This is a genomic window from Ruegeria sp. ABV3_008 (assembly GCF_056161185.1).
In genome coordinates, this window is the sequence record NZ_JBSWYP010000003.1 from 228714 (window position 1) to 241555 (window position 12842).

At 54.8% G+C, this 12842-nt stretch carries 14 protein-coding genes and 1 tRNA gene; 4 read left to right on the forward strand and 11 right to left on the reverse strand.

The window, feature by feature from the left end; genetic code table 11:
- Positions 1-19 precede the first annotated feature (19 nt).
- Entirely contained in the window at positions 20-1117 is a 1098-nt protein-coding gene (gene recF, locus ACXAH8_RS07730) for a DNA replication/repair protein RecF (RefSeq protein ID WP_475217319.1), read from the forward strand.
- Here the strand turns inward: recF and ACXAH8_RS07735 are convergent.
- Positions 1114-1680 (reverse strand): carboxymuconolactone decarboxylase family protein, encoded by a 567-nt coding sequence (locus tag ACXAH8_RS07735; RefSeq protein WP_475217321.1) that lies wholly within the window; start codon positions 1678-1680, stop codon positions 1114-1116. The two genes, recF and ACXAH8_RS07735, sit on opposite strands and share 4 nt — an antisense overlap.
- Before the next feature lie 100 nt (positions 1681-1780).
- Between ACXAH8_RS07735 and ACXAH8_RS07740 the strand changes: the two genes are divergently transcribed.
- A complete protein-coding gene (locus tag ACXAH8_RS07740; RefSeq protein WP_475217323.1) occupies positions 1781-2353 on the forward strand; it encodes a TetR/AcrR family transcriptional regulator in 573 nt (190 codons plus the stop codon).
- Positions 2354-2455: 102 nt separating this feature from the next.
- Positions 2456-4873: a DNA topoisomerase (ATP-hydrolyzing) subunit B gene (gene gyrB / locus ACXAH8_RS07745; RefSeq protein WP_170643552.1), complete on the forward strand. Its 2418-nt coding sequence runs from the start codon at positions 2456-2458 to the stop codon at positions 4871-4873.
- A 324-nt stretch (positions 4874-5197) separates the two neighbouring features.
- Here the strand turns inward: gyrB and ACXAH8_RS07750 are convergent, their stop codons facing one another.
- The 6 genes from ACXAH8_RS07750 to ACXAH8_RS07775 form a co-directional block, all read right to left on the reverse strand.
- Positions 5198-5761 (reverse strand): hypothetical protein, encoded by a 564-nt coding sequence (locus ACXAH8_RS07750; RefSeq protein WP_475217325.1) that lies wholly within the window; start codon positions 5759-5761, stop codon positions 5198-5200.
- 65 nt (positions 5762-5826) lie between these two features.
- Positions 5827-5979 (reverse strand): hypothetical protein, encoded by a 153-nt coding sequence (locus ACXAH8_RS07755; RefSeq protein WP_475217327.1) that lies wholly within the window; start codon positions 5977-5979, stop codon positions 5827-5829.
- Positions 5972-6748, reverse strand: coding sequence for a hypothetical protein (locus tag ACXAH8_RS07760; protein WP_475217329.1), 777 nt, complete (start codon positions 6746-6748; stop codon positions 5972-5974). Before ACXAH8_RS07760 ends, ACXAH8_RS07755 begins: the two co-directional genes overlap by 8 nt.
- Positions 6748-6945: a hypothetical protein gene (locus ACXAH8_RS07765; RefSeq protein ID WP_475217332.1), complete on the reverse strand. Its 198-nt coding sequence runs from the start codon at positions 6943-6945 to the stop codon at positions 6748-6750. Before ACXAH8_RS07765 ends, ACXAH8_RS07760 begins: the two co-directional genes overlap by 1 nt.
- Positions 6929-8032, reverse strand: a complete 1104-nt coding sequence (locus tag ACXAH8_RS07770; RefSeq protein ID WP_475217334.1) for a hypothetical protein — start codon at positions 8030-8032, stop codon at positions 6929-6931. The genes ACXAH8_RS07765 and ACXAH8_RS07770 overlap by 17 nt, the downstream gene beginning before the upstream one ends.
- 19 nt (positions 8033-8051) lie before the next feature.
- Positions 8052-8145 (reverse strand) — tRNA-OTHER (locus ACXAH8_RS07775).
- A 466-nt stretch (positions 8146-8611) separates the two neighbouring features.
- Here ACXAH8_RS07775 and ACXAH8_RS07780 point away from each other — a divergent pair.
- The gene (locus tag ACXAH8_RS07780) at positions 8612-9586 is read left to right on the forward strand and encodes an adenylate/guanylate cyclase domain-containing protein (RefSeq protein WP_475217336.1); all 975 of its coding nucleotides are present in this window, start codon (positions 8612-8614) and stop codon (positions 9584-9586) included.
- An 85-nt stretch (positions 9587-9671) separates the two neighbouring features.
- Here ACXAH8_RS07780 and ACXAH8_RS07785 read toward each other — a convergent pair whose 3' ends face one another.
- The 4 genes from ACXAH8_RS07785 to ACXAH8_RS07800 all read right to left on the reverse strand — a co-directional run bounded on the left by ACXAH8_RS07785 (position 9672) and on the right by ACXAH8_RS07800 (position 12779).
- The gene (locus tag ACXAH8_RS07785; RefSeq protein WP_475217338.1) at positions 9672-10844 is read right to left on the reverse strand and encodes a DUF2779 domain-containing protein; all 1173 of its coding nucleotides are present in this window, start codon (positions 10842-10844) and stop codon (positions 9672-9674) included.
- A gap of 69 nt (positions 10845-10913) precedes the next feature.
- On the reverse strand, positions 10914-11192 hold the full coding sequence (locus ACXAH8_RS07790; protein WP_475217340.1) for a hypothetical protein: 279 nt from the start codon (positions 11190-11192) through the stop codon (positions 10914-10916).
- A gap of 60 nt (positions 11193-11252) precedes the next feature.
- Complete coding sequence (locus ACXAH8_RS07795; protein WP_475217342.1) at positions 11253-12029, reverse strand: 2-keto-4-pentenoate hydratase; 777 nt, start codon at positions 12027-12029, stop codon at positions 11253-11255.
- A gap of 258 nt (positions 12030-12287) precedes the next feature.
- Positions 12288-12779 (reverse strand): GFA family protein, encoded by a 492-nt coding sequence (locus ACXAH8_RS07800; RefSeq protein ID WP_475217343.1) that lies wholly within the window; start codon positions 12777-12779, stop codon positions 12288-12290.
- Between the last annotated feature and the right edge of the window lie 63 nt (positions 12780-12842).

Genomic DNA, 12842 nt, shown 5'->3' on the forward strand with positions numbered 1-12842 from the left:
ACAGAAGAAGGGAGGGGTCATGGGATTGGCCCTGACCGAGCTTACGGTCTCGCATTTTCGGTCTCACAAACTGGCGCGTTTGTCTTTGGATGGGCGCCCGGTTGCGATCCATGGGCCGAACGGGGCCGGGAAGACCAATATCCTTGAAGCTGTGTCGCTGTTCTCGCCCGGTCGCGGGATGCGGCGGGCCAGCGCGGCGGAGATGACCCGGCGGCCTGAGGCTTTGGGCTGGAAACTGTCCGGCCTGCTGAGTGCGCGGGGCGGGCGGTATGAGATCGAGACATGGTCCGAAGGCGGCGCGGCGCGTCAGGTTCGGATTGATGGCAAGGCTGCCAGTCAGATCGATCTGGGCAAACTTGCGCGCGTGGTGTGGTTGATCCCGTCGATGGATCGGCTGTGGATCGAAGGAGCCGAGGGGCGGCGGCGGTTTCTGGATCGCATCGCGTTGAGCTTTGATCCCGCGCATGCCGAAGCGTCGCTGACCTATGAGAAAGCCATGCGGGAGCGAAACCGGCTGCTGAAGGATCAGGTCCGGGACGCCCATTGGTACACGGCTTTGGAAGGTCAGATGGCCGAGACAGGGTACCGGATACACGCGGCGCGTCTTGCGGCGTTGGATCATTTGCGTACCGCGCAGGAAAAGGCCGAAACGGCGTTTCCTTCAGCAGACTTGGAGTTGATTCAAACGGAAGGTGCGATGCCCGAGACTGCGGATGATCTGCGCGAGGCGCTGAGCGAAAGCCGTTTCCGCGATCTGGCGGCGGGGCGGACTTTGGTCGGGCCGCATCGCTCGGACCTGTATGGGGTGTTTGCTGCCAAGGGGGTTCCGGCCAAGGATTGTTCGACGGGTGAGCAGAAGGCGTTGCTTGTGTCCCTGATCCTGTCAAACGCACGGGCGCTAGCGGGAATGGTTGGCGCGCCACCGATTGTGTTGCTGGATGAGGTGGCTGCGCATCTGGATGCCGGGCGACGCGCGGCGCTCTATGATGAGATCTGTGCGCTGGGCGCTCAGGCCTGGATGACGGGCACCGGGCCTGAGCTGTTTGCGGAATTGGGCGACCGGGCCCAAACGCTGGTTGTTGCCGAAGGCGATGAGGGCTCGGTCGTGTCGGCTTAGGCCGGTTCGTTGACTTTGCGTTCCCACAAGAAGCCGCGCATGACCTGATCGACCGGAGTTTTAGCCATGTGGTTGACGTAGTTCGACATGGTTTTCTGCGCCAGACCCAGAACAACATCCAGAACTGCGCGGTGGGAATAGCCTGCGTCAAAGAACGCCTGCAGCTGTTCTTCGGTCGGGTTGCCGCGGGTTTCCATGACTTGCAGGGTGAAAGTGCGCAGGGCCTCCAGCTTGGCTGTCGGCAGCGGGGTTTCGTTGCGCAAAGCTTCGGTGATTTCGTCCGAGACCTTCATCATTTTGGCGATGCCGGTGTGGGCGGGGACACAGTAGTGGCATTCGTTTTCGACGTTGATGGTCTGCCAGACGACGGTTTTCTCATCATTGTCGAAATCGGTTTGCAGGAAGAGACCGTGCAGAACCTGATAGGCCTCAAGATGCTGTGGGCTTTCCGCCATCACCTTGTGCAGACCGGGCAGGCGGCCAAAGGCAGCTTGCGATTTCTCTAGCAGCGGTTTGGACCCCTCAGGGGCGGATTCGAGGTCGTGAGACGGGAAGTTGGCCATGTCAAAACTCCTGATTTCTGGCGCGATGAGTCGAATTTAGGGTTTCTTGAGCGATCACTCAAGTATATATTTGAGCAAGCACTCAAGAATTGGTGATCTATTGCCACGTAAACCCGCATATGACCGAGACGCGCTGATCGCGCAGGCGCGTGATATCTTCTGGCGTCATGGCTGGGCGGGGACGTCGCTGAAGGACCTTGAGCGCGAGTTGAAGCTGAAGCCGGGTAGTTTCTATGCGGCGTTTGGATCGAAAGATGCCCTATATGCGCTGGCGCTAGAGCGCTACGCGCAGGACGGGGTTGCCAGTATGCTGGCCTTGGCTGAAGAGCTGGGGCCGCTCGGGGCGCTCAAGGCGCAGCCCTATCGCGTGATTGCTGCCTCTGATCTGCCGACTAAAGCTTGTATGCTGGCCAAGACCTATGCCGAGTTGCAGTCAAAGGATCACGATTTGGCCGGTCAGGCAGGTGCGCATATGATCGCTATGAAATCCTGTTTCGCAGACTTGTTCCGCCGCGCCCAGAAGGCCGGAGAGATAAGCCCAGATCACGATCCCGAACGCCTTGCTGCGCGCTATCAGTCGGACCTTCTGGGCCTGCGATTGACGGCCGAACGGGACGGCGTCAACGCCACCGAAATTGCAGCTGATATCGCGGCAGACCTCGATCGGCTTTGATCCGCAGATAAATCGGATCTCAACCACAAAATCTTGGGGGAGCGCGTGACATTCCCCACCAGAAAACGTATAAGTTACCAAAATAATATAGGTACTAACGGCATGTCCGAAGACGCACAGGCACCCCAGGAATACGGCGCAGATTCCATCAAAGTTCTCAAAGGCTTAGAGGCGGTTCGCAAACGTCCCGGTATGTATATCGGGGATACGGATGATGGCTCGGGTCTGCACCATATGGTGTATGAGGTCGTGGACAACGGAATTGATGAGGCTCTGGCCGGTCATGCTGACCATGTGACCGTGAAAATTCACGCCGATTCCAGCGTATCGGTCAGTGACAACGGGCGCGGTATCCCGGTGGATATTCACCCTGAAGAAGGCGTTTCGGCGGCCGAGGTTATTATGACCCAGCTGCACGCGGGCGGTAAGTTCGACAGCAACTCGTACAAGGTGTCGGGCGGTCTGCACGGCGTGGGCGTTTCGGTTGTGAATGCTCTGTCCGAATGGCTGGAGCTGCGCATCTGGCGCGCGGGCAAAGAGCACGTTGCACGTTTTGAGCGTGGTGAGACCGCTGAGCATCTGAAAGTCGTCGGCGAATGCGGCGATCGCACCGGGACCGAGGTGCGCTTTCTGGCCTCGACAGATACGTTCTCGAACCTCGAATATTCGTTTGAGACGCTGGAGAAGCGCCTACGTGAGCTGGCCTTCCTGAACTCGGGCGTGCGCATCATCCTTATCGACGAACGGCCCGCTGAGCGTCTGGAGACCGAGCTGTTCTACGAAGGCGGCGTCAAGGAATTCGTCAAATACCTCGACCGATCCAAATCGCCTGCGATGCCGGAGCCGATCTATATCAAGGGTGAACGTGACGATATCGGTGTCGAAATCGCCATGTGGTGGAATGACAGCTACCACGAGACGGTTCTGCCCTTTACCAACAATATCCCGCAGCGGGATGGCGGGACCCATGTGGCGGGTTTCCGGGGCGCTCTGACCCGGACGATCAACAACTATGCGCAGTCCAGTGGGATCGCGAAGAAGGAAAAGGTCAGCTTCACCGGCGACGATGCACGCGAAGGTTTGACCTGCGTGTTGTCGGTGAAAGTGCCGGACCCGAAATTCTCGTCGCAAACCAAAGACAAGCTGGTGTCGTCCGAAGTCCGTCCCGCAGTCGAAGGCCTGATGAACGAAAAGCTGGCCGAGTGGTTCGAAGAAAACCCCAATGAAGCCAAGGGTATCGTCGGCAAGATCATCGAGGCCGCATTGGCCCGTGAGGCCGCCCGAAAGGCGCGTGAGCTGACCCGCCGCAAAACGGCGATGGATGTGAACTATCTGGCCGGGAAGCTGAAAGACTGTTCCGAGAAAGACCCGTCCAAAACCGAAGTCTTCCTCGTCGAGGGTGACTCGGCGGGTGGGTCCGCCCAAACAGGTCGCGACCGTCTAACTCAGGCCGTTTTGCCCCTGCGCGGGAAAATCCTGAACGTCGAACGCGCTCGGTTTGACCGAATGTTGTCGTCGCAGGAGATCGGGAACCTCGTCATGGCGCTGGGCACCGGCATTGGACGCGATGAGTTCAACATCGAAAAGCTGCGCTACCACAAGATTGTCATAATGACCGATGCGGATGTAGATGGCGCGCATATTCGTACCCTGCTGCTGACTTTCTTCTACCGTCAGATGCCGGAATTGATTGAAGGTGGGTACCTCTACATTGCGCAGCCACCGCTCTATAAGGTTTCGCGTGGTAAATCAGAGGTTTACCTGAAAGACCAGGCCGCACTGGATGACTATCTGATCAATCAGGGGGTCGAGGGTGCTGTTCTGAAACTCGGCTCGGGCGAGGAAATCGTCGGCCAAGACCTGACCCGCGTCGTCGACGAAGCGCGCCAGTTGAAACGCGTTCTGGATGCCTTCCCAACTCACTACCCGCGTCACATTCTGGAACAGGCCGCCGTGGCCGGTGCCTTTGTCCCCGGTGCTGTCGATGCCGACTTGCAAGGTGTTGCCGACAAGGTTGCCGCTCGTTTGGACCTGATCGCGTTGGAATATGAACGCGGCTGGCAGGGCCGTATCACGCAAGATCACGGCATCCGTCTGGCACGCATCCTACGCGGCGTCGAAGAGGTCCGCACACTGGACGGCCCCATGCTGCGCTCGGGCGAGGCGCGCAAGACCGGCAGCTTCACGCAAAGCCTGCAAGAGGTTTACAACACCCCGGCTACCCTGATCCGCCGTGATCGGATGCAGGCGATCCACGGCCCGCTAGACCTTTTGCGCGCCATTCTGGAAGAGGGCGAAAAGGGCCTGTCGCTTCAGCGATACAAGGGCTTGGGTGAGATGAACCCGGATCAGCTGTGGGAAACCACGCTGGACCCGGACGCGCGCACTCTGTTGCAAGTGCGTGTGGATGACATGGTCGAGGCCGACGATCTGTTCACCAAACTGATGGGAGACGTGGTCGAACCCCGCCGAGAGTTCATTCAGCAAAACGCCCTGAGCGTTGAGAATCTGGATTTCTGAAAACTTAAAGCCTTCACAAAAGGTTCGGTCGCAAGGCGTCCGCCAATGTGAAACTCGTCAACCGGCGCCAAAGCGTCGCGAGAAATCGGTGGGGTCAAGTCCAGTGCTGCGCAACCATCAGAAATTCGCCTTAGCAAGTGACCAGATTGGTAGTGGTGCGCGACTTCATTGGGATCGGTCATGTTGAAGCCTCCCTAACTTATGCCGCTATGGTAGACTCGGTGATCTTGAATGTCAGCTCCGTCCGCTTATCCGGATTTGCAAAGTCCAGTTGCGAATGTCTGCCTAGGGCTGACTATCTACGCCAGGCATCGTCCGCCAAAATCATCGCTCATCTCCTTCCTTTGAGGCCTTCGCTGCTTGGTAGCAGGTCCACAACCGCTCCACCTCATGGAGCGGATCCTCAGTGGACCGCTTGTGTGAATTCAGCTGCTGTTTCATCGCTTGACGAGATGCAACATCCTGCATGATCTGGTCCGCACGGAACACATCGACTTTTTGAACGTATTCAACCTCTGCTTCTGCCAGCAAGCGCTCCAGTAGTCCTGACGTTGAAGAAGAATCTGAATAGATCCAACCCGCTGGGCATTGGTCGATGATGCCCAAAACCTGGCTTGCAACATCCGCGGCAGGTGGAGCCGCCGAAAGGTTGATTGGAGATGCGTCCAAAACCTGACGTGACCAGTTCAGGGCAGGGTAGATGCGAGATGACCAGGCGTATGGCTCGTCATCGATCACTCTCAAGACCGCAATTTCAACTGGGTAGAACTGTCCTCTTACGGCTACGATCCTCAGGTCGCAGAACAGCATACTGACAACCGGTTCCGGCAGGCCAATATCCTTGTAGACGCTGCCAGATCCTTCAGTGATTTTATCGTTTTCACTCATTCTGGCCACTTGTTCTCTATAATTCATCGGTCGGTCCACTCCGCTACACCATCAGCTGGCTCAATCTACGCGATGTGTTCTTGCGCAGTCGCCAGAAGTGCCGGCCATGCATCTGAATCCTCTTTCAAGCGCGCTCGGATCTCTGCAATCAAGTTATCCAAAGGAATATCGTGCAATGGGTGACCAGAGATCGCTTCATCTGAAAACTCATCACTCATCGAAGGGGTTCCAATCACCTTGGTCCTGACAGTGTGCACACAGAGCGGTTGGCCTGTCTTTCTTCCGGACGATATCGCCGACATGGCCACACCTTGCACATGTGCGCTTACTGTCCAGCCGGACACGTTTGAGCAGGGGGTCCAGGCATTGATCGTACCGACTGAAGCTGATCTGGATTGAACCGTCTTCGCCTGTCGTCACATCAGAGATCTGCACTTGAATCGGTGTCTCACAGGTCTCTCGAACCACATGTTCCGCCTCTGCGAGGAACTGACCAAGCAAGACTAGCCGACCCGGCCCAATACTTGGCCACAGTGATGCCGTATCAGCGCTCACCAAGTCTGGAAAGCGATCTGCAATGTTTAGCTCAAGATCTTTCGGCCATTTTGCCTCAGCGTCTTCAAATCTATATTCAAGGTAGGTGTTGTAGCACCAGCAGCAAAGCGTCGTCAGATGGCCTCTGATGTTCTGCACCTGCGCGGCGTTTCCACAGGATTCGCATGTCTTCTCGATCTCCTCGACACGTGTCTCCAGCTCGTCGAAGATATTTCGATTGCATTCTCGTGTGTAAACGCGCAATCCACCCAACTTTTGCTTGATCTGCACGACAACCGGTAGTTTTCTCCCAAAAATATCAGGACGTTGCTCAACGCTACGTTTTACATCCTCAAGTGCCAGTGCGAGCTGGTCAGCCCAGCCCACACGATGCTCTCCAAGGGCTTTCAGCACGCTTGTATGGATGTCATTCCAGTCGACGACCTGTTTCATCACACATCCCTCAGCGCGCCAGATTTTTCATCAACAGCGCGCATGATCTCTTCAAAAGTGAGATCTTCGATACCTTCGAAATCGGCAGGCGAGATTGGGATCACAACACTGCTTTCAATGTCGTGGACAGCGAGCGACAGCATCAGGAACCTTGGATCTTCAGTATTCGAGAAAACCGGCTCAATTGTCCTCGTCATTATCGTTCTCTTCGTCAGTGATGCGATCATCCAACTCGCGAATGCTCGCCCGGATCTGCGACAGCAATTCGTTGTCACTCTCATTCACCTTGCGCGCTCTGATTTCGTCTGCACTGACCGGATCAGACAGTTTTGCATGGCCCAATGCGATCTCCGCTGCTTGCAGTGCCAAAAGCGCCCTGGTCAGTGAGTCAATCTCGACGTCCGCAATGAGAGCATCAAACTCCTCTGCGCTGGTGATCGGAACAGACAGCGGTGCTCGCCCGGCGAGAAACTCGGCCTTCTTCAGCGTCAGGAACGCCTTCGTCACCTTGTCAGTGTCAGTGCGGGGTTCTCGAGCACTTGTCTTCTCCAGCCACATTGAGGCGATCTTCTCAACCAGTGCCCACACGGTCTGCGTGCGATCATGCTGCGAGATCTCGAAGCGTACTGCTTTCTCTTCGATACCGAGCTGCTCGGACTGTCGTTCGTTCACGCGCACTTCGTAGTCGCAGAGTCCGTCAAGATCGTCGCTGACATTCCCGGCATGGGCCCGGGCGACTTCGCTCTCATTCACGTAGACAACGATTTTAAGCATCGTTCTCCAGCCTTTCGCCACGCACGCAGGACAACGTCCGCGATCATCAGATCGGTCGATTTGGCCATAGTAGCCACAAACTGAGCAGGTCAACCTGTCCCGAACGGGGTTTTTCCGAACGCCAAAGAACCTCTTCCTTTCAGGGTAGCGCTTGCTCGCGACATCATGCGCGCACCAACAACACAGGGTCGTGTACCAGCCGTCCAACAGCTGGGTCTCGGCAGCGTTTGAGCATCGTTCACAGCTGCGATTTGCTCGTTCAATCGTGGCGGTGATCATCGATTGGATGTGTCGATTATCGCACCGGTGGTAGATGCGGTGCTCGCCGAGTTTCTCTTTGATCTGAAGGACAAAGGGGTAGGTGGCACCCTTCAGATTGCAGTATTCCTTAACCTCTGTGAAGAGCGCCGTGACCAAGCCGGACCAGCCTTCGGGTGTGCGTCCGAGGCTCTCCTCGACCGATTGTTTGATGTCTTTGAAATCAATTGCGTTCGTGACGTCGCCCGCCATGTCGGACACCTCCTGAGGATGGTAGGAGGCGTCGGAATCGAACCGACTCGTGCACTCTAATCTGGAGCGATTACAAGGATATAAGCCTCGCCCGCATACCAATGCTGCCTCCCGCGGATTTCGCGTGGGTTATCGACCTCAGGCCGATATTCGATGGCAGTGGATGCGTGTGTTCGTCATGAAACGAAGCTGACCCAGTTCGTATGACCATGTCAAGACGGAGCGTGCTGCACTTCGAAATTCACCGCGTAGTTCTGGGAACCTTCTAGTTTAGCGTGTGCCCAAAAGAATGAAGTCACTTATTTTCCGTTCCAACCACAGTGTCGAGTAGCTCTTAGATAGCGAAACGATTCGATCCCCTGTGATCCGGACGCGAACTCAGAAACTCCGTCGATAGTTCGCTCTGAACCGACGCGCGTCTTTTGATCTGCGTCTGATGCGCTCTGTTCTGGAAAAATACAAAAGTCTTGATCTGGCCAAACCTCAGCGGCAGCATTGACCTGTATCTTTCGAAAAATGGAGATCCCGGTTGCAAGACCTTGTAAGCCTCATTCCATTTAGCGTCTCGAGTCATTTGTGATGATACGTTCCTCACCTGAATTACTGGCGGTTTCGAGGCGTTGGTATGAAATACTCAGAACCAAGAAGAATACTGACGAGTTGCAGGATTTTCTGTCGAAAGCAGATGAACTAAGGTTCGTTGGAACAGGCGAAGGTGAGTTTTGGAGCGGGCGAGCAGTTCGCGGTGGGGTTAGCAGCTTTTTCGCGGAGATTCCGGCACCAGTCGTTTTCGAAGAAGTTGAGGCGGAAGCCTTCGAAAACGGAGAAACGGGATGGTCGTCCTTCGTCCATAAGATTCAGTTTGTCGGCTTTGATGAAGCCGTCTTTTATCGCACTGTCCTGATTTTTGTCTTGGAGGGAGCGGCCTGGAAGATCATTAATCGCCACGCTTCAGTGCCAACGCCAAATATTGAACTCGTGGGTAAAGAACAGCCGGCCATCCAAAAACTGGTTGATGCTGCGCGTGAAGAGGGACCCGAGCTGATCCAAACCGAAGGTTTAGCTTCGGTACTTTTCACTGATGTGGAGGGCAGTACAACTTTAGCGGAAGCGTTGGGTGATAAGCGTTGGTCGGTGTTGATCGAAAACCACTTCCAAGTCTTATCGGCGATCATTGAAAAGCATCATGGCCAGTTCGTTAAATCCCTTGGAGATGGAACGTTGTCCGTCTTTTCGTCTGCGAAAGAAGCACTAATGGCCGCTATCAAAATTCAGAAGGCCATTGCATCGGCAACCGGGGAGCCATCTTTCGGTGTTCGGATTGGGATTCACACCGGTGATGTCGTGCAATCTCGTGGAGATTTTTTCGGTACTGTGGTCAACAAAGCGTCACGCATAACGACCGTTGGTGCGGAAGGCGAGATACTCGTTTCAGATGCGACTCGCGCCATGGTCGGAGGACGAACCGATTTCTCATTTTCTGAATTAGAACCCAGACTCCTGAAAGGTCTACGCGGTCACCACGTCTTGTATCGGTTGGAGTGGCAAGATTGAGTGTTGGGAGCGCCATAACTCCGGCAAATCGCCTTGTCTCCTAGGGGAGCAGCACTGCCAGTTGTTTTGAGGTTCGCAGCACAGCTCACATCGCCAGCAATTCCCGATGAAATGCGACCATTGCCCAGGTGTCGCGCGTGCAATACGCAACAAGATCAGCATATACCTTCTCGCGCGCTGGATCGTCTGGTTGGGTCAGTGTCACGTCCTTCCAAAGACGAGACGCGCTTGCCCCCTCTGTGATGTCCAGATCATCGTATGAAAGTTCTGGCAAAAACGCAGGCAGAACGGCCTTGATAGAGGCGCTTCCCTTGAACGCGGGATCGTTGATCACTTCATCCGCAAACGGCTTCATAAGATCTACAACGCGGGCGTTTAGGCCTTCCAGGAACTCTGCATGCTCTGGATAAGTTTCCGCCATTTTCGTATTGCGCGATTTCTCGAACGGAGCATACCAAACCACTACAGAGCCAACGTCTCCTATGTCCTCACGAAGCCTTTTCAGCAAGGCTGGCATCGGGTTACTGGCGTCTCGGTGGAGATACTCCCTGTGCTCTATTTCTCCGCCAGGCTCATGCTGGATATGCAAGGAATACTGGAAAGCCACTTGCTGATAGGGACGCGTTCCGTCCCAGGGTGGTAGCAAACTCTGAGACGTCTCGTAGTCAAAATAATAAACCGGATAGACAATCTCGCTCAGAAACCTGCATAATTCCTGATGATCGATTGTGCGCCCACCATTCGCCGTAGCTCTCAAGTAGCGTTGCGTCGACTTGCCCAACCCTGATGGATCAGTGATCTCGTCAATCTTTGTGATCCCATTTGCGATGAGTTCCGAGGCTTTTTCCGCATTCATGAACGAAAGGCGGTGGATACTGTCTTGCGCGAGAGGTGGGTCGAGTTTTTCGCGGATCTCCAGCCATTCACCATAGGATTTAAGGCGCGTACGTTCGGGGGACGGATCAGGTATCGTACCGCTGGCAACGACGCTCAATGCCTGATCGATACGCGTGCGTGTTTTTTCGATCTGCTCAGTCACCGCATCCGTGATGTCAGTGATGCCGACAAGCTCTTGCGGATTGATTTCGCCGTTTCTGACGTAGTCACGGTTCACATGTGCCACTTCGCAGCGCGAAATGGGGAACCCGGCCGCCTCAAGCACGACACGCTGGAATGCGAGATCAAAAGTGTGCTCGGGCTTTGCAGAAGTCCCGCTCTTGATCTCTGTCAGAACGTACCCATCGTCACTGCGGCTCACGATGTCGGAGATGCAAGTTATGGTTCCATCTTCATAGCGTCCCTGCGCCACTGCGTTTGCACTGTTTCTTCAAGCCTCCAAAGTACGCGCGGGCAGAGCCAGGTATTCTGAAAAATCTGAAAAACCGAGGCGAACGAGATCACCAAAAAGCTCCTCTGCATAAGGTTCAAACGCGTGCCCCTCGTCAAAGCGTGCTTGCAATGAGGGGTCAATTGGCGGCAACAGATGCCTGGCGTGTTTCTTGATCCATAGCCAGGCAGGGTGCCTGAGAAACATCATGTAATCTGATTTGGATAGCATCGTGTAATTTGCTTCCCAGAATTGATGAAACCAGTGAAAGACCATCATGGTCAGCTATTGAGAGCAACTTTTCTTTGGCGCAGTCGGCGTCACCACTCTACCAAAGCCTCATGTAAATCGTACCGATAGCTCGGTGTCCATCACGCCACCAAAACCAGCTGACCATTCTTCACCCGGAGACACTGGCCATGCGTCTGTCAAAGTTCCGGTTGTAACCAGCTCGCCTCCCTGAAGCTGGTCGGCTTCGGAGAGCAGAGACACAAGATGAGCCAGGACTTCAATTGGGCCTCCAAGCGCGTTTTCACCTTTGCCGGTCTCGATGGCCTCGGCGCCCTTGAACAATGCTACTGGCACCTCCGCCAAGCCGGTCAAGACATCATGCGTCGCCGCGATTTTGTCGCCAAGAACAAGGCAGCCGTGCAATCCTTGTGCTGCGATTGAGTCTTCGACCGAGAATTTCCAGTTGGGATAAATCGATTGAACAATTTCAAATCCCGGGGCAACCCAATCCACGCAACCTGCCAACTGCTCATTGTTCATTTCAGCCGTTGGCGCATAGCCAAGGCCTAGTACGATTTCTGGCTCGATTCTCGGTTCAGAATACCTTGCCAAGTCTATCGGCTTATCAGTCGAAAACAGCCCATCGGCGTGGACCTCTCCCCAAATGGGTTGATCCACACCATAAACAGGCCAAATCGTGCGGTTCGTGAAGCCGACCTTCCGGCCAACTCTCATTTTGCCCTGAAGTTCTCGGACGCGACTTGCAATCGAATAAGCGTCATCCAGCGTCAGCTGTACTGCATCTGAAGACAGTTTAGGTATCTGCTGGGCAGAGGTCAGGGCATCAGCGATTGTCTTAGCGTTAGCTTCAAAATCTCTTGTCATATTCGCATTATACGCGCCGACGGCTGAATTGCGATGCAAGCGAGGTTTTGAAGAACCGGGATGGTGATCTCCGCCTAAATCTGGGTTCAGGACCTATGAAGTGTCTCGAATTTAAACGGCAGTTTCTACTATCAGCGGATGTTCGACATAATCGGAGCAACGACTTAGTTGCGGGCGGAGCAGACATTGGAGCGAGTTGCGACGAACGACTGCTATGCGGACTAAGCTGCCATATGGGAAATCGGGTGACTTCCCCATCTACTGATATCCGTCTGGGTCGTTAGGAGTGTTTAGTAATGTGCCTTCAAAGGCGTCGAGATTATCATTCATTTGAAGCCAAGGCAGCTTGCTTTGCTTGTTTACATGAAAAGTCGGTTTGAAATCTTCCGGGTTTTCGAGTGACGCAGCATAGAGGTGCATACCACCCGGATAGTGATCGGCTTCAAATCCAATGGGTGACCCACACGTCCCGCAAAAGTGCCTGAAAACGCCTTTGGAACTTTCGTAAGTGCGGGGTTTATCACCGGTCCACTCAAAGTTCTCCATCGGCACACCAAGCCAAGCAACCACCGGCGCTGCGCAATTCCGACGACAGTCATCACAGTGGCAATAGCATGCCCATGTTTGATCACCCTGGAAGACCCAGCTTGTTTTTTTACAAAGACAATACCCTCCATTCGACTTTCCTCCAAACCTCCCGCAACATAGGGCGCAGATGGGTTTTGAAATAGAAGTTTTGGGACGTTTCATCAGCAGAAAACGTCGGAGTTGAAGGTCACTTTGGCTCGGTGCGAACGTTGGCTGAAATTCGCG

Excerpts from the sequence above, each read along its gene's own strand:
- ACXAH8_RS07790 (WP_475217340.1), bottom strand. The coding sequence starts at position 11,192 with ATGATGGTCTTTCACTGGTTTCATCAATTCTGGGAAGCAAATTACACG.
- ACXAH8_RS07760 (WP_475217329.1), bottom strand. The coding sequence starts at position 6,748 with ATGAAACAGGTCGTCGACTGGAATGACATCCATACAAGCGTGCTGAAA.
- ACXAH8_RS07735 (WP_475217321.1), bottom strand. The coding sequence starts at position 1,680 with ATGGCCAACTTCCCGTCTCACGACCTCGAATCCGCCCCTGAGGGGTCC.
- ACXAH8_RS07765 (WP_475217332.1), bottom strand. The coding sequence starts at position 6,945 with ATGACGAGGACAATTGAGCCGGTTTTCTCGAATACTGAAGATCCAAGG.
- ACXAH8_RS07780 (WP_475217336.1), top strand. The coding sequence starts at position 8,612 with ATGATACGTTCCTCACCTGAATTACTGGCGGTTTCGAGGCGTTGGTAT.
- ACXAH8_RS07750 (WP_475217325.1), bottom strand. The coding sequence starts at position 5,761 with ATGAGTGAAAACGATAAAATCACTGAAGGATCTGGCAGCGTCTACAAG.
- recF (WP_475217319.1), top strand. The coding sequence starts at position 20 with ATGGGATTGGCCCTGACCGAGCTTACGGTCTCGCATTTTCGGTCTCAC.
- ACXAH8_RS07795 (WP_475217342.1), bottom strand. The coding sequence starts at position 12,029 with ATGACAAGAGATTTTGAAGCTAACGCTAAGACAATCGCTGATGCCCTG.
- ACXAH8_RS07800 (WP_475217343.1), bottom strand. The coding sequence starts at position 12,779 with ATGAAACGTCCCAAAACTTCTATTTCAAAACCCATCTGCGCCCTATGT.
- ACXAH8_RS07755 (WP_475217327.1), bottom strand. The coding sequence starts at position 5,979 with ATGAGTGATGAGTTTTCAGATGAAGCGATCTCTGGTCACCCATTGCAC.
- ACXAH8_RS07770 (WP_475217334.1), bottom strand. The coding sequence starts at position 8,032 with ATGGCGGGCGACGTCACGAACGCAATTGATTTCAAAGACATCAAACAA.
- gyrB (WP_170643552.1), top strand. The coding sequence starts at position 2,456 with ATGTCCGAAGACGCACAGGCACCCCAGGAATACGGCGCAGATTCCATC.